This window comes from Marinobacter sp. LV10MA510-1 (assembly GCF_002563885.1).
Taxonomy (GTDB): domain Bacteria; phylum Pseudomonadota; class Gammaproteobacteria; order Pseudomonadales; family Oleiphilaceae; genus Marinobacter.
In genome coordinates this window covers 3,751,071-3,767,025 of record NZ_PDJA01000001.1, presented here as the reverse complement: position 1 = coordinate 3,767,025, position 15,955 = coordinate 3,751,071, and the positions used below count along the sequence as shown (strand labels likewise).

Genomic DNA, 15,955 nt, shown 5'->3' with positions numbered 1-15,955 from the left:
GCGGTTGCTTTATGTCAGGGACCGGAGCGGTTAAGCACCCGGCCCCCTCACTCTCGCTTAGAGCAACAGGGTACGAATATCACCCATCAGCCGAGCCAGCGCCGAGGTAAAGCGCGCTGCGTCTGCCCCGTTCACCGCACGGTGATCGTAAGACAACGACAGCGGCAGCATCAGCCGTGGCTGAAAAGCCGTGCCGTCCCAAACCGGCTTCATCGCCGCTTTGGACACACCCAGAATCGCCACTTCCGGCGTATTCACAATTGGCGTAAAGGCCGTGCCACCAATACCACCAAGGCTGGTAATGGTGAAACAGGCGCCCTGCATTTCTGCCGGCTTCAGCTTCTTGTCGCGGGCTTTGCCCGCCAGTTCTGCGCTTTCTGCCGCCAGCTCCCACAGGCCTTTCTGGTCCACATTACGAATCACTGGAACCATCAAACCGTGGGGCGTATCCACCGCAATACCGATGTGGATGTACTTCTTGTGTACAACCTCTTTGCGGTCCATATCCAGGGCTACGTTGAACTGGGGCAGTTCAGCAAGAGCCGCGGCACAGGCTTTAAGCATGAACGGCAGCGGCGTCATTTTCACGCCTTTCTTCTCGCCCAACGCCTTCAATGATTTACGGAAATCTTCCATGTCGCTAATGTCGGCGTCTTCGAACTGGGTAACGTGTGGCACGTTCAGCCAGCTGCGGTGCATATTCAGCGCCGTAACCGACATCATGCGTGACATGCCTTCCCGCTCAACCTCACCAAACTGGCTGAAGTCTGGCAGTTTCACACCAGGAATGCCGCTAGTGCCGGCACCAGGCACTACGGCGCCCTGCTGTGCCTGCTGCAGCTGAGCCTTCACATAGCCGTGCACGTCGTCTTTAACAATGCGGCTTTTCGGGCCGGAGCCTTTCACGCGGGCCAGGTCTGCACCCAGTTCACGGGCCAGCTTGCGAACCGCCGGGCCAGCGTGCACTTTGCTGCCAGCGACGGGCGCCTCATAAGTCACAGAGCCGGTTTCTGCAGGCTTGGCCTTGTTGTCGCTAGCCGCAGCCGGCTGCTCGGGCGCGGCGGGCTGCTTCTTGTCAGCATCGCTGCTATCAGCCGGGGCTGAATCGTCGGCGTCGTCGCCGTCATCTGCGCCATCGTCGGTGATGATCATTTCCAGCAGGTCGTCGCCTTCGGAAATCTTGTCACCTTCTTTGACCAGAATCTTGCCAATTTTGCCGGCGAAGGGCGATGGAATTTCCATGGTCGCCTTGTCAGATTCCACGGTAACCAGCGCGCTTTCGACGTCAACGTCGTCGCCTTCAGACACGTTAAGTTCGATAATCGGGATGTTGTCGAAACCATCCAGACCAGACACTTTCACGGTTTCTGTGCGCGTGCCGCCGGATTTTTTCCGCGGCGCCGGCTTGCTGGCGCTGTCGTCAGACTTAGCCGGTGCGTCATCTTTGGCTTTGGGCTCAGGCTCTGGTGCGCTGCTGTCACCTGAAGAGCCATCTGAAGCGCCATCAGAACTCGCTCCATCAGAGCTAAGCATGCCAACAACGTCGCCCTCTTTGATCTTGTCGCCCACTTTAACGGTGATCTTTACGATCTTACCCGCGCCCGGTGACGGCAATTCGACCGATGCCTTGTCGGTTTCAACCGTCAGAATCGGATCTTCTTCGACCACCGAGTCGCCGGCGCTGACCAGTATTTCAATAACTTCAACTTCATCTGCCCCGCCTAGATCGGGGACCCTGATTTCTTGCTCGCTCATAGCGGTCTCCTCCTTAGCGGTGCGCCGGGTTCGGTTTGTTGCGATCGATTCCGTATTTGCGCATGGCTTCAAGAACCTGCTCGTGCTTGATCTCGCCGTCTTTCGCCAGAGCAGACAGCGCTGCTACGGCAACGTGGTAACGATCAACCTCAAAGAAATCACGCAGTTTTTCACGAGTGTCGCTGCGGCCAAAGCCATCCGTACCCAGGGTCAGGAAGGTTTTGGGGATAAACGCCCGTAACTGTTCAGAGTGCAGCTTGATGTAGTCGGTAGACGACACAACCGGACCCGTCTGGTTTTCCAGGCATTGGGTAACATAGGCTTTGCGGCCTTTGTCATCCGGGTGCATCAGGTTCCAGCGCTCTACGTGCTGGCCGTTACGGGCCAGTTCGTTAAAGCTGGTTACGCTCCACACATCAGAGCTTACGCCCCAATCGTCTTTCAACAGCTCGGCAGCGGCATTCACTTCGTTCAGGATAGCGCCGGAGCCCAGCAGCTGAACCCGCAACTTGGTTTTGCCTTTACCTTTTGCTTCCACCGAACTGAACTTGTACATGCCCTTGATGATGCCATCTGCACAACCTTCCGGCATCGCTGGCTGAACGTAGTTCTCGTTCTCCATGGTGATGTAGTAATAAACGTTGGTGTTCTTTTCGTACATTTCCTTCATGCCGTGATGAATCACCACCGCCATTTCATAGGCGTAAGCCGGATCGTAGGCTTTGCAGTTAGGAATGGTGTTGGCCAGAATATGGCTGTCACCGTCTTGGTGCTGCAAGCCCTCGCCGTTCAGGGTGGTACGCCCTGCGGTGCCGCCAATCAGGAAGCCGCGAGCCTGAATGTCGCCAGCTGCCCAAGTCAGGCCGCCAACGCGCTGGAAACCGAACATGGAATAAAACGCGTAGAACGGAATCAGCGGAAAGTTGTTGTTGCTGTACGATGTAGCAGCCGCAATCCAGGCCGCCATGGCGCCGCTTTCGTTGATGCCTTCCTGCAGAATCTGACCCTTTTTGTCTTCACGGTAATACATGATCTGATCGCGATCCGGCGGCACGTACTTCTGCCCTTCCGAGGTATAAATACCCAGCTGGCGGAACATGCCTTCCATACCAAAAGTACGGGCTTCATCAGGAACAATCGGCACAACCCGCTTGCCCACACGCTTGTCTTTTATCAACGCGCTCAGAATGCGCACGAACGACATGGTGGTGGAGATTTCACGGCCGTTGGAGCCTTCCAGCACCTGCTTGAAGATGTCCAGGTTAGGAATCTGCAGAGGCTGGCTGTCTTTACGACGCTTGGGAAGGAAACCACCCAGATCCTGCCGGCGCTTCTTCATGTACACCAGCTCGGGGCTGTCGGGCGCCGGGCGATAGTAAGGCACGCCTTCAAGCTCTTCGTCTTTCACCGGAATCGCGAAACGGTCACGGAATGATTTAAGCGTTTCCACATCAAGTTTTTTCAGAGAGTGAGCGGTGTTGGTGGCTTCGCCAGCGGCACCAAAGCCATAACCTTTGATGGTGTGGGCCAGAATAACGGTTGGCTTACCATTGGCTTCGGTTGCCGCTTTTTTGTAAGCCGCATACACTTTGTACGGGTCGTGGCCGCCGCGATTGAGCGTTTGAATGTCGTCGTCGGTCCAGTTTTCAATCATCTTGGCCAGCTTCGGATACTTGCCGAAAAACTGCTTGCGGGTTGCCGCCGGGCCACCGTTGGTGAAAGCCTGCAGTTCGCCGTCAACCACTTCGTCCATGGCGCGCTGCATGGTGCCGTCTTCGTCTTGCTCAAACAGCGGGTCCCACATGCGACCCCAAACCACTTTGATTACGTTCCAGCCAGCACCGCGGAACGAGGCTTCCAGTTCCTGGATGATCTTACCGTTGCCGCGCACCGGGCCGTCCAGGCGCTGCAGGTTGCAGTTCACCACAAACACCAGGTTGTCCAGGTTTTCACGGCTAGCCTTGGAAATACAGCCCAGAGTTTCCGGCTCGTCACATTCACCATCACCAACGAAACACCACACTTTGCGGTTTTCCATTTCGACCAGCTCGCGGCTGTCGAGGTACTTCATGATGTGGGCCTGGTAAATGGCCTGAATCGGGCCCAGGCCCATAGACACCGTGGGGAACTGCCAGTAATCAGGCATCAGCCACGGGTGCGGATAGGATGACAAACCGCCGCCGTCGACTTCTTCGCGATACTTGTCTAGCTGCGCTTCTTCAAACCGGCCTTCCAAAAAGGAACGGGCGTAAATGCCCGGCGAGGCGTGGCCCTGGAAATACACGAGGTCTGACTCGCGCTTTTCGTCGCCACCGTGGAAGAAATAGTTAAAGCCTACATCATAGAGCGTGGCCGCAGACGAGAAGGTGGAAATATGACCACCCAGATCACCCGGGCGTTTGCCGGCACGCACCACCATCGCCATGGCGTTCCAACGGATCAGGGAACGAATACGGCGCTCCATGAACAGGTCACCCGGCATGCGTGCTTCTTGTGCAAGCGGAATAGTATTACGGAATGGCGTGGTGATGGCATACGGCAACTGTGTGCCGTCGCGACTGGCGCGCTCGGAAAGGCGTTCCAGAATGTACTTGGCTCGGTCTACACCCTCCTGCTCGATCAGTGATTCGAGCGCGTCAATCCACTCCGTGGTTTCAATCGGATCGTCGTCCTGGTACATCAAATCCTCCCGTAGGCATCTATATAAATGCGGCCCAGTCGCCGTTTATCACGGGCTGCGCTGCTGAGTCAGTCATTGGGCTTGCGGCGTTGGGGCCGTAGCGCCGATTAATTATTCATAAACAAGCATAGAACAGGTTTCACATTTTGCGTTTAAGATCGCAACCTGATTCTGGAATTAATTGGTATTGTAGTTTTTTTACTACAATTTATCGGAATTTTTTGGTTAACCCTCAAAAAATCTGGAAAAACGGGGGTTAATTTCGATTCCTTACGGAATAATGACGTTTTTACACCCTCTAGACAAGTCACACCCGACCAAGGTCGAACACTGCTAACTCTACGTGATTTCGTGTGTAAACTTAAACCTTCCAGGTTTCACTTTGAATAATATGCAAAAAACGGGCTTACCGTGAGGTAAACCCGTTTTTTACTTCAAGGCTACATCGCTGTTTAGAGCATCGTAAGGTATACAGCTAGTGCATCAATGTATACAGCTTGCGCCGGTAGGTACGCACATCGGCATTGTTATTGCCTAGCTTTTCAAACAGCTCCACCAGCGTTGTCTTGGCCACTTCGTTTTTATACTTGCTGTCTACCTGCATCAGGCGAATCAGCAGCTCCATGGCCTCGGCGTTGTTTTCTTTTAACACGTTATGCAGCGCCAGCATGTGCAGTGCGTTGGGGTCTTTTGGGTCTTGCTCCAGAGCCATTTCCAGATCGGTCTGGGGAGGCAGTTCCGCGGACTGTTTTAAAAACTTGATGCGGGCCGCCAGCTGTTTGGCCTGGTGCTGCAGTTTTTCTTCCGGGGGCAGGCTGTTGTAAATTTGCTCGGCGGTGTCCAGTTCACCCATCTCGGCTTTGATCTGAGCCAGATCAATCAGCACTTTCAGGTTTTCCGGATCTTTCTGGTTCATGTCGCCCAAAATGGCCAGGGCGCCATCCAGATTGCCCTCTTCCCATAGCCCGTGAGCTTTTTCGTAAGGGTCCTCGGCGGGCGCCTCCACGTACTTGTCCAGCACTTTGCGGATCTCGCTTTCCGCTAACGCGCCGTTAAAACCGTCTACCGCCTGGCCATCTTTCACCAAAATAACGGTCGGCAAACTTTTCACACCCAAGCTAGCCGTAAGTTGTTCTTGCTGGTCAGCATTCACTTTGGCCAGTAAAAAGGCGCCCTTATACTCATCGGCCAACTTCTCCAGCAGTGGCATCAGCTGTTTACAAGGCGCGCACCATTCCGCCCATACGTCTACCAGAACGGGTGTTGTGGAAGAGGCTTCCATCACCTGCTGCTGGAAGTTTTCCATTGTGGCTTCGAAACTATAAGGAGAGCTGCTCATCGGGACACCTGAATCTGTCGCTGTGTATAGATACAGCTAAGATGGGGAGCCCGGCGGCGAAATTCAAGAGGAGCAGGTCAACAGGTAAGTGAGCGGCCTTGAAAATCAGAGTTTTGGCAGCAAGTAAACATCAAACGCTAAACACCGAACACACCCAGTACCGGGAAGCCAAGTAGCGTCAACTACCCCGCCCTGAAGGACGGGGCTTGTAGAGAACACGCTGCAAGCCAGGTTGACCAGGGAAAGCGGTAACCAACCCGCTACGTTCGTGACAGGTCGTTAAGACTCACCGCCGAATGCTTCCTCAGTTCGGCGCTCTGGAAGACTCAGATCATGCTGGCGAAAGGTAAAACGCCGAAGGTGTGAGTCGCTGCGACATCGCAGGAGCCGGTCACGGACATTCCCGAGGGGAGACGAATCGCAAGATTCGCGTCACAAGGCCCGTAAGGGCATTCATTGAAAGGAAAACGATGTCGGTCTTCGTACTGGATAGATGCAAGCAACCACTAATGCCGTGCTCGGAAAAGCGCTCACGGCTTTTGCTCGGCCGTGGTCGAGCCTTGGTGGTGCGTGCGTATCCGTTTACGATCCGGCTGAAAGACCGTGCCGGTGGCATCACACAGCCGGTCCGTATCAAGATCGATCCCGGCAGCAAAACCAGCGGGATTGCAGTGGTTCGAGAAAGCGGCCAGAAGCAACACGTTCTGGCGTTAATGGAGTTGGCTCATCGCGGTCGCCAGATCAGCAAGTCTCTGGAGCAACGTCGGGCGTTTCGCCGGCGTCGTCGCAGCCAGCTCAGGTACCGGGCACCCAGATTCCTGAATCGAACCAAGCCCAGGGGCTGGCTGGCCCCGAGCCTGCAACACCGGGTGGATACCACGAAAAGTTTGGTGAATCGGCTTCGATCTTTGGTGCCGGTTGAATCTATCAGCCAGGAACTGGTTCGGTTTGATACGCAAAAGATGGAAAACCCGGAAGTCAGCGGTGTCGAGTACCAGCAAGGCACCTTGCTCGGCTACGAGATCCGTGAATACCTGCTGGAGAAGTGGGGGCGCGAGTGCGCCTATTGCGCCGACAAAGACACGCCGCTGCAAATTGAGCATATCGACCCAAAAGCCAACGGTGGCTCGAACCGGATCAGCAACCTGACATTGGCGTGCGGGCCATGCAATCGGGAGAAAGGCAGGCAGCCACTTGCTGATTTCTTTGCATCGTCCAAGCGGCTGAAAAACCACCAGGCCAGGCCGGATCGCATCCTTGAACAGTGCAAAAAGCCCCTAAGAGACGCTTCAGCGGTCAACTCCACCCGGTGGGCATTGCATCAGACACTGAAGCAAATGGGTCTGTCTGTTGAAGTGGGTACCGGCGGTCGCACGAAATTCAATCGGCAGAGACTGGAAATTCCAAAGACACACGCGCTGGATGCGGCTTGCGTCGGAGAAGTCGAGATCGTAGAGGGCTGGAACGTTCCAACCTTGGCGATCAAAGCCACCGGACGTGGCAGCTATCAGCGTACCAGACTCACAAGATACGGTTTCCCTCGTGGCTATCTGATGCGCCAGAAGAAAGTCCAAGGGTTTCAGACCGGCGACATGGTGCGAGCCGTTGTGCCAACAGGCACGAAAGCCGGCACCTGGTTGGGTCGTGTGGCGGTTCGTAAAACCGGCAGCTTCAATATCCAGACAAGTAGTGGTGCTATTCAAGGAATATCTCATCGCCACTGTGCTTTAACCCAGCGAGCGGATGGCTACGGCTATCACATCCAACCCAACCAACCAAAGGAGGAGGGAGGCAGGAAAAACGAGTCGCGCTAACGCACGACGCGCTATCCCTCCCCGACCTGAAGGACGGGGTATCCCGCGCAAAATGATGACAGACGACAACAGCAACGACTCTCTGGAACAGCTCGAAGACGATATAACCGAGTACATAGGCAAAGACGAAGACAGCAAAGGCCTGGCACTGTCTGAACAGACGCTGCCCAAGCGCCTGTATCTGTTGCCGGTGTCTAACCGGCCGTTTTTTCCCGCCCAGGTGCAGCCCGTCATGGTGAATCAAAACCCCTGGCACGAAACCCTGAAAAAGGTGAGGGAAACCGATCACGGCATGCTGGGCATTTGCTACGTTGACAACGAGGCCAGCGAAAAGGGCGTGCCTGATAGCAAAGAGCTGGCCACCATGGGCTGCGCCGTGCGCGTGCACCACGCCCAGCAAAAAGACGGCAAGGTTCAGTTTATTGCCCAGGGCTTACAGCGCTTTCGCATTGTGCGATGGCTGCGCCGCCGCCCACCCTACCTGGTTGAAGTGGAATACCCGCAAGAACCTGCTGAAGATCTGGACGAAACCAAAGCTTATACCATGGCCGTTATCAGCGCCATAAAGGAGCTGCTGCGCACCAACCCGCTGTACGGCGAAGAAGTGAAGCAGTACCTGACGCGCTTCGGCCCGGAAGACAGTTCCCCGCTGACCGACTTCGGCGCCTCGATGACCAGCGAACCTGGCGCGAAATTGCAGGAAGTACTGGATACCGTGCCGCTGTTGCAACGCATGGATAAAGTGCTGCTGCTGATGCGTAAAGAGCTGGAAGTGGCCAAGCTGCAATCGGAAATCAGTGCGGAAGTGAATCAGAAAGTACAAAAGCACCAACGTGAGTTCTTTTTGAAAGAACAGCTGAAAGTGATTCAGCGCGAACTGGGCATGTCGAAAGACGACAAAACCGCCGACGCCGAACGTTTTGAAGCGCGCATGGCGGAACTGGACCCGCCCGAAGCGGTGCGCGAACGTTTTGATGAAGAACTGCAAAAACTGCGGATTCTGGAACAGGGCTCGCCGGAATACGGCGTTACCCGCAATTATCTGGATTGGATAACCCAGGTACCCTGGGGCCAGCACTCACAGGATCATTTCGACCTGGCCGAGGCGCGGCAGATTCTGGACAAAGACCACGACGGCCTGGGCGATGTGAAAAACCGCATTATCGAGTTTCTGGCCGAGGGCAGTTTCAAAAAAGAAGTCAGCGGCACCATCCTGCTGTTGGTCGGCCCGCCAGGCGTGGGCAAAACCTCTATTGGCCACTCGGTGGCGGAAGCACTGGGGCGCAAGTTCTATCGCTTTAGCGTTGGCGGCATGCGTGACGAAGCCGAAATTAAAGGCCATCGCCGCACCTATATTGGCGCCATGCCCGGAAAATTCGTGCAGGCACTGAAAGACACAAAAGTGGCCAACCCGGTCATTATGCTGGATGAAATCGACAAGATTGGCGCGTCTTATCAGGGCGACCCGGCCTCTGCCCTGCTGGAAACTCTAGACCCGGAGCAGAACCGCGAGTTTCTGGACCACTATCTGGATGTGCGCATGGACTTGTCAAAAGTACTGTTCATCTGCACCGCCAACCAGCTGGATACCATTCCGCGGCCGCTGCTTGACCGCATGGACGTGATTCGCCTGTCTGGCTACATAGCGGAAGAAAAGCTGGCGATCGCCAAGCACCACCTGTTACCGAAACTGCTGAAACGCGCCGGGCTGCTGAAAAAGCAGATGAACATTTCTGACGCCGCCATAAAACAGGTGATTGAGGGTTATGCCCGCGAAGCCGGGGTGCGTGGTCTGGAAAAGATGCTGCACAAAATTATCCGCAAGGGCATCGTAAAACTGCTGGGAAATCCCGGTTTACCCATTCGCGTTGGCATTGCCGACGTACAGGAATACCTGGGGCAGCCTATATTCCGCAAAGAAAAATCCATGAAAGGCATTGGTGTGGTGACCGGTTTAGCCTGGACCGCTATGGGCGGCGCTACGCTCAGCATTGAGGCCTCGCGCATTCACAACAGCCAGCGCGGTTTCAAACTGACCGGGCAACTGGGGGATGTAATGCGCGAATCCGCCGAGATTGCTTACAGCTTTGTGGCGTCTAACTTGAAACGCTACAAAGGCGACCCGGTGTTCTTCGACAAATCTCTGGTCCACCTGCACGTGCCGGAAGGCGCGACGCCGAAAGACGGCCCAAGCGCAGGCGTTACTATGGCCACGGCGCTGCTGTCAATTGCCCGCCGTGAAGCGCCGCAGCAGAACATCGCCATGACCGGCGAACTGACGCTAACCGGGCAGGTACTGCCAGTCGGGGGAATACGGGAGAAAGTGATTGCCGCGCGGCGGCAGAAGATCAACCAGCTGATACTGCCAGAGGCTAATCGGGGCGATTATGACGAGCTACCGGGGTACTTGAAAGAAGGCATTGCGGTCAGTTTTGCGAAACACTACAGCGATGTGTTTCAGGTCTGCTTTGGCCAACAGCCAAAGAAAGGCGCGGTTATGCACTAACGCACCGGCCGCTGGTTTTCATCCTGACCTGCGGCCTCGACTTGCCACACCACCAGGCAGACTTACTTAGAGGTTTCCTTCCAGCCATCTTCACGCAGTACCGGGCCTACATCCAGAACCGGTGATGCGTCTATGTGGTCTGCGTCCATCATATTAGCCACTCGCTGCAACGAGGCCAGAATCATGGTTTGTTCCCACTCCGCCAAGGCCTGATATTTTTTGATGAAGTCTTCTTGCAGCGGGTTGGGCGCGCGGGCCAAAATTTCGCCGCCGGCTTCCGTCAGATGGGCGTGTACCTTGCGTTTATCCTGAGTACTGCGCACCCGGTACACCAATTTGCGCAATTCCAGCCGGTCTAAAATAGTGGTTACTGTGGCCTGGCTAAGGCTGATTTTATCAGCGATGGTGCCAATAGTGACCTGGCCCAAATCCCGTATGGTCCGCATAATCAACAGCTGCGGCGCGGTCAGACCGGCGCTCTTGCTCAATCGTTTTGAGTGCAGGTCTGTTGCGCGGATTACCCGGCGTAATGCTACTAATACTTCGTCATAATTGGTCAACGCGCCGCCCCTGCCATGCTTATACCACTAAAATTTAGAGTTGTTTATATCACGATCCGCGGCAAAAACCATCAATCAACACCAACTTTTATATAGCCTGACAGCCATCAAATAGAAGACAAACGGCGAGTTTCACGACAAGATAACGCCCTTGCATAGCCTCCGCTTGACAACAACCAAGCGGTGGTGTTTTGTTAATGCCTGAGCATTACAATAAAACCCTGATTACAGGAAACTAATAATGAAAAGTAACGTTAAAAAGCTCGTAGCAGCCATCGCCGCATCCGCTGCCCTGCTGGGCGCAGGTTGGTTGTGGCTCTGGTTTGCGCCATCCTTGTATCCAGTTCGATGGGCTGGGCAGTAGAACGAGTGGCTTACCGGCCTGTGCGCGGTCGGCACCGCCTGATCCCGCTGATTTCCGCCATTGGTATGTCCATTTTTTTGCAAAATTACATGCATCTGGCTCAGGGATCCCGCAACGTTGGCTTCCCCCTACTGATCGAAGGCGGTTTCAATTTTGGTTCGGAAGGCGCCTTCCAGATGTCGCTGTCGTACATGCAAATCACCATCTTGTAACCACCCTGATCTGTATGACCGTGCTGTCGACGTTTATATCGCGCTCACGCACCGGTCGCGCTTGTCGCGCCGTATCTCAGGATCTGGGCATGGCCAACCTGCTGGGCATAGACACCAACCGCATCATCTCCGCCACCTTTATTATTGGCGCCGCACTGGCGGCGGTTGCTGGCCTGTTGCTGGGCATGTACTACGGTTCGGTTGACCCGCTGTTTGGGTTTATCGCGGGTTTGAAAGCGTTTACCGCAGCGGTATTGGGCGGTATCGGCAGCATTCCGGGTGCGATGCTGGGCGGGCTCATTCTGGGCATCGCTGAAAGCATGACTTCAGGCTACCTGAGCGGTGAATACAAAGACGTTATCTCGTTCAGCTTGCTGATCCTGATTTTGCTGTTCAAACCGACCGGCCTGCTGGGCAAACCGGAGGTTGAAAAAATCTGATGGCTGCTTCCAATGTTCGGCACGCACTCTTTTGTGCCATCGTAACCATTGTTATCTCCTACCCCATTCTAGGGCTAAATCTGGAAGCCGAAGGGATCAATATTGTCCTCACCGGTACCGACGCCACCACCATCATCGCCATTGCATGCGCGGCCTTAGTGGTGCTGTTGTTCCAACTTTTCCGTGACAGCGTGATGGCCAAACTGGGCGTTGTGAACGACCTGAACCCACTGACCGGCCGTAAGCCCATGGAGCAAAAAAAACGGGCAAAACTGGAAAGCTGGGTACTGACCGGGCTAGTGGTTGTGGCTTTGTTCTGGCCATTTTTCTCGTCCCGCGGCGCGGTTGATCTGGCCACCCTGGTGCTCATTTACGTGATACTGGCGCTGGGCCTGAACGTGGTGGTTGGTCTGGCTGGCCTGTTGGACCTGGGCTACGTGGCTTTTTACGCTGTAGGCGCCTATACCTTTGCCTTGTTATCGCAGTATTACGGCATCTCGTTCTGGATGGCGCTGCCCCTGGGGGCTTTGCTGGCAGGGCTATTCGGCCTGCTTTTGGGTTTTCCGGTGCTGAGGCAACGCAGGAGTAACAGGCAATGCGTGAATTACCAACACTAAATCGAAGATTTTGAGTTGGTATCTGGGTAAACCTACTACGCGGCCATCGGCTGCGCAGTATTTTCCCTTCTAATAACAACGGATTTTCTGGGCAAAAGATCCATCGTTATGGGGTTGGACACGCACCCCTTACAGGCTAGCCCTAAGGCCTCACCCGTTGCTTTTCTGAGGATATTAAGAGCACCGTTAATGTCGGCGTTTATGATCCCGTGTTTGCTTTGATACAACCCTCGGCGGATTCGCTTTCCGCTGAACAGTGGTAAGACGTTTTTGGGCTTTTCACCGTAAACCGGCAGGAAGTCATTATCCAAAGCAGAGGCTTTGGACGTGTACGACTCTTCCTGAATAACGGTGGTGATGCCGAGGGATTGGCACTTGTATTGGATTTGAGAGATCAGAATGGCATGCGGAATACCGACAAATTTCTGGTTATTCACGCGGCCAATGTTGACCTCCTGCTTCCAGTGTTTGTTGTAACCGATAACCAGCGTGCCAATGTTGTTCTCCAGGCAATACGCGATCACCTTGCTGGAGGCCCTGTGCAACAGGTCTTTTATCCGGCGATTGCGCTTGTTGGTTACGGCGCGAATGTGGGCGTATTTGCCTTGGGAGCGAAGTTTGGCCACACGTTTGTTGTACCAGGCATTGATCGATTTCAGCGCTTTACCGTTGATCAGAACAGGGCGAACGCCCGGCTGATCGGTTGCGAGAGCGATAAGGTTGTTGATGCCTAAATCGATTCCGGCTTTGCGGGATGTGTCGAGAAGACGGCAAAAGTGGCCCGCCTCTACAATCTTTGATGCGTTGTAAACGATTTCGATAATGAAGCAGTTGCCCTTGGGTACGATCCGCACCTCAAGCGCAACGGTGTCGCCGACAGATGCGTTCCATTTTTGCGAAAACTGAAACTGCGTCTTGATCGGTGGCAATACGCCGTTGGCAAAGTGCAGAGTCCCGTCAACGAACTTGAAGCCGTTTCGTCCAATGTGGACGGTGGCCGCTTTGTGGGCGTAACCAGGCTTCTTCGGTTGGGCTTTGAAGGCTGAAGGTGTTTTCTTGAAAGCCGATAAGGCGGCAAAAAACGCCTTCCATTCCTGGCCGACAATCTGCGTGCTCCGCTGGGCAATGGCCGATGGGAGCTTGGCGTACAGTTCCGAGTTGTTTCTCTTCAGCCATTTATCAGCGTCGCGATGCGACAGCATCTGATCTTTGCCGTCAGGATGGTGCTGCATTACATAGGAGGTGGCGTTTTTAATTCGGCGAACAATCTGAGTGCAAACGCTGGCCCCGCGAAACGCCTCATGATTCTTTCGAATGAGGATTTGCTGGGTGCGAATGTGGGTTGATTTCTCGTTGTTCATGTTGATAATATTACGGCTTGACCAAATTGGTGTCAATCGTTTATACAGTGTAAATTTTCGATGAAAAGAAGTCACAACTCGTGCATTTACAAACTCCAATATCATTTGGTGTTGGTGACCAAATATCGGAACAAGTGCCTGAATGACGAGATGCTGCTCTGGCTTGAAGATGAGTTCATCCGACTGTTAAGCGCCGATGATTGCGGTCTGGACGAATTTAACGGCGAAGCCGATCACATCCACGCACTGATCACGCTTCACCCGATGGTTACACCGGCAAAACTGATCAACACGCTGAAAACCGTCAGCAGCCGAATGATCAAAAAGGAGTATGGCGCTCAGCTCAAAGAGTTTCCTGATTACTCACGTTAATCAGCCACGCTGCCGCCATTCTGGTATATGCTGATGTTATATACAGTACAGGAGGCAATCTCATGGCACGTAACCCAATCCAGTTCCAGCCCGGCCTGTCGTTGCCGGCTTTTCTCAAGCAATACGGCACAGAAGCACAGTGCCAGGAAGCCCTTTTCCAGCACCGCTGGCCCAAGGGATTTGTGTGCCCTGACTGCGGCAATGCTACCGGCTGCCGGCTATCGAGGGGCATTACCAGTGCCATCGCTGTCATCATCAGACGTCACTGACCGCCGGCACGATCTTTCATGCGACTCACCTGCCGTTGACCACCTGGTTCCTGGCCATTTATCTGTTGACCCAGCGTAAGAGCGGTCTCTCGGCATTGCAGCTGTCTCGGGATCTCGGTGTCACTTATAACACGGCCTGGAAGCTCAAACACAAGGTGCTGCAGGTCATGCACGATCGCACAGGGAGAGAGGCTCAGCGGCCGCATCGAGATTGATGACGCCTATCTGGGCGGCGAACGGTCGGGAAAACCAGGTCGTGGTGCCGAGCATAAATTCCCCTTTGTCGCTGCGGTGCAAACCAATGGCGAGGGCCACCCGATGCGGGTTCAGCTTCGCCGTGTGAGTGGCTTTACCTTGGCCGAGGTGCGTCGCTATGGCCAACAGGCCATTGCGCCCGGAAGCCACGTTGTCAGCGATGGTCTCAACTGTTTCCGGGCCTTTGACACGGCCACCTGCGTCCACGAGCGCCACATCACCGGAGGCGGTCGTGCCAGCGTGGCAAATCCTGAGTTCAACTGGGTCAACACCCTGCTCGGCAACGTTAAGAACGCGATCACTGGCACTTACCACGCTATCCGGGAGCAGCATGCCCCTCGCTACCTCGCTGAGTTCGAATACCGCTTCAATCGGCGCTACGATCTCAAAGCCATGCTTCCGCGGTTCCTGACATTAGCAGCCCGGACACCGCCTATGCCCTATAGGCTGCTAAAGATGGCTGACTCTTATGCGTAATCAGGAAGAGTTTTACGGGGGCACAAACGCACTGTGGAGCCGATCGTACTGCTTATTGTCAGTGGGTGGGGCGCCGATCGACGTTCTCCGTGCCTACATTGAGAACCAGGACCGACCAAAATAGTCGCTATCCATCCAACACTAAATCAGAGATTTTGAATTGGAATTCCGCTCATTTCGTTAAAATACAAAACCTGGCTATGCGTTTTGGCGGACTGCTGGCGGTAGACGGCGTAAGTCTGGATGTTCAGGAACGGGAAATTCACTCTATTATTGGCCCCAACGGCGCCGGTAAAACCACCGTATTTAACTGTATGAGCGGGTTTTACAAGCCCAGCGGTGGCAAGATCATCTTTCAGGACAAGGAGATTCAGGGCAAACCGGACTACAAAATATCGCGCATGGGCATGGTGCGCACGTTTCAGCACGTGCGGCTGTTTACTCAAATGTCGGTGGTGGAAAACCTGTTGGTGGCACAGCATCGGCACTTGAACACCAACCTGCTGGCCGGTCTGATAAAAACGCCGAACTACCGTGAGCGCGAGCGCAAATCTCTGGACCGCGCCGCCTACTGGCTAGAGCGGATAGGCATGCTGGAACAGGCCAACGTTGATGCCGGGAACCTGTCTTACGGCCAGCAGCGGCGCCTGGAAATAGCGCGCTGCATGGTCACCAAACCGCAGCTGTTGATGCTGGACGAGCCCGCAGCCGGCTTGAACCCGGCGGAAACTTTGGAGCTGAACCAGCTGATTGTCAGCTTGAAAGAAGACTACAACGTGTCGGTGGTGCTGATTGAGCACGATATGAACCTGGTAATGGATATTTCCGACCGAATTACGGTGATTAACCAGGGCCGCCCACTGGCCAGCGGAACACCGCAGGAAGTGCGTGCAAACGAAGACGTTATCAAAGCCTACCTGGGCGAGGCCTGAGG

The 15,955-nt window shown here is 54.7% G+C and carries 10 protein-coding genes and 3 pseudogenes; 8 read left to right on the top strand and 5 right to left on the bottom strand.

What is annotated here, in order from left to right; genetic code table 11:
* Positions 1-57: 57 nt before the first annotated feature.
* The 3 genes from aceF to ATI45_RS18165 form a co-directional block, all read right to left on the bottom strand.
* The gene (gene aceF, locus ATI45_RS18175; protein WP_098421019.1) at positions 58-1,755 is read right to left on the bottom strand and encodes a dihydrolipoyllysine-residue acetyltransferase; all 1,698 of its coding nucleotides are present in this window, start codon (positions 1,753-1,755) and stop codon (positions 58-60) included.
* A 13-nt stretch (positions 1,756-1,768) separates the two neighbouring features.
* Positions 1,769-4,435, bottom strand: a complete 2,667-nt coding sequence (gene aceE, locus ATI45_RS18170) for a pyruvate dehydrogenase (acetyl-transferring), homodimeric type (RefSeq protein WP_098421018.1) — start codon at positions 4,433-4,435, stop codon at positions 1,769-1,771.
* Between the two features lie 475 nt (positions 4,436-4,910).
* Positions 4,911-5,774 (bottom strand): thioredoxin family protein, encoded by an 864-nt coding sequence (locus ATI45_RS18165; protein ID WP_098421017.1) that lies wholly within the window; start codon positions 5,772-5,774, stop codon positions 4,911-4,913.
* A 470-nt stretch (positions 5,775-6,244) separates the two neighbouring features.
* Here ATI45_RS18165 and iscB point away from each other — a divergent pair, with 470 nt between their 5' ends.
* Positions 6,245-7,588, top strand: a complete 1,344-nt coding sequence (iscB, locus tag ATI45_RS18160; protein ID WP_098421016.1) for an RNA-guided endonuclease IscB — start codon at positions 6,245-6,247, stop codon at positions 7,586-7,588.
* Positions 7,589-7,643: 55 nt separating this feature from the next.
* Positions 7,644-10,094, top strand: coding sequence for an endopeptidase La (gene lon, locus ATI45_RS18155; protein WP_098421811.1), 2,451 nt, complete (start codon positions 7,644-7,646; stop codon positions 10,092-10,094).
* Positions 10,095-10,156: 62 nt separating this feature from the next.
* On the opposite strand, the gene ATI45_RS18150 is transcribed toward lon, so the two are convergent.
* On the bottom strand, positions 10,157-10,654 hold the full coding sequence (locus tag ATI45_RS18150) for a MarR family winged helix-turn-helix transcriptional regulator (protein ID WP_007352601.1): 498 nt from the start codon (positions 10,652-10,654) through the stop codon (positions 10,157-10,159).
* A gap of 306 nt (positions 10,655-10,960) precedes the next feature.
* Between ATI45_RS18150 and ATI45_RS18145 the strand changes: the two are divergent.
* Positions 10,961-11,670: pseudogene (locus ATI45_RS18145) on the top strand (ABC transporter permease subunit); the annotation flags it as partial.
* Positions 11,670-12,251 (top strand): annotated as a pseudogene (locus tag ATI45_RS18140) (DUF3382 domain-containing protein); the annotation flags it as partial. The pseudogenes ATI45_RS18145 and ATI45_RS18140, both read left to right, overlap by 1 nt.
* Before the next feature lie 71 nt (positions 12,252-12,322).
* Here ATI45_RS18140 and ATI45_RS18135 read toward each other — a convergent pair.
* Positions 12,323-13,648 (bottom strand): RNA-guided endonuclease InsQ/TnpB family protein, encoded by a 1,326-nt coding sequence (locus ATI45_RS18135; protein ID WP_228736010.1) that lies wholly within the window; start codon positions 13,646-13,648, stop codon positions 12,323-12,325.
* Between the two features lie 60 nt (positions 13,649-13,708).
* Between ATI45_RS18135 and tnpA the strand changes: the two genes are divergently transcribed.
* The 4 genes and pseudogenes from tnpA (at position 13,709) to livG (ending at position 15,953) form a co-directional block, all read left to right on the top strand.
* On the top strand, positions 13,709-14,020 hold the full coding sequence (gene tnpA / locus ATI45_RS18130) for an IS200/IS605 family transposase (RefSeq protein ID WP_228706087.1): 312 nt from the start codon (positions 13,709-13,711) through the stop codon (positions 14,018-14,020).
* Positions 14,021-14,082: 62 nt separating this feature from the next.
* Positions 14,083-15,021, top strand: a pseudogene (locus ATI45_RS18125) (IS1595-like element ISMrsp2 family transposase).
* Positions 15,014-15,145, top strand: coding sequence for a transposase (locus ATI45_RS18120; RefSeq protein ID WP_228706086.1), 132 nt, complete (start codon positions 15,014-15,016; stop codon positions 15,143-15,145). The pseudogene ATI45_RS18125 and the gene ATI45_RS18120 overlap by 8 nt, the downstream one beginning before the upstream one ends.
* 31 nt (positions 15,146-15,176) lie before the next feature.
* Positions 15,177-15,953, top strand: a complete 777-nt coding sequence (livG, locus tag ATI45_RS18115; protein ID WP_228706085.1) for a high-affinity branched-chain amino acid ABC transporter ATP-binding protein LivG — start codon at positions 15,177-15,179, stop codon at positions 15,951-15,953.
* Positions 15,954-15,955 lie beyond the last annotated feature (2 nt).

Coding starts and splice junctions, on each gene's coding strand:
- lon (WP_098421811.1), top strand. CDS start 7,644: ATGACAGACGACAACAGCAACGACTCTCTGGAACAGCTCGAAGACGAT.
- ATI45_RS18135 (WP_228736010.1), bottom strand. CDS start 13,648: ATGAACAACGAGAAATCAACCCACATTCGCACCCAGCAAATCCTCATT.
- ATI45_RS18165 (WP_098421017.1), bottom strand. CDS start 5,774: ATGAGCAGCTCTCCTTATAGTTTCGAAGCCACAATGGAAAACTTCCAG.
- tnpA (WP_228706087.1), top strand. CDS start 13,709: ATGAAAAGAAGTCACAACTCGTGCATTTACAAACTCCAATATCATTTG.
- aceF (WP_098421019.1), bottom strand. CDS start 1,755: ATGAGCGAGCAAGAAATCAGGGTCCCCGATCTAGGCGGGGCAGATGAA.
- iscB (WP_098421016.1), top strand. CDS start 6,245: ATGTCGGTCTTCGTACTGGATAGATGCAAGCAACCACTAATGCCGTGC.
- ATI45_RS18120 (WP_228706086.1), top strand. CDS start 15,014: ATGCGTAATCAGGAAGAGTTTTACGGGGGCACAAACGCACTGTGGAGC.
- aceE (WP_098421018.1), bottom strand. CDS start 4,435: ATGTACCAGGACGACGATCCGATTGAAACCACGGAGTGGATTGACGCG.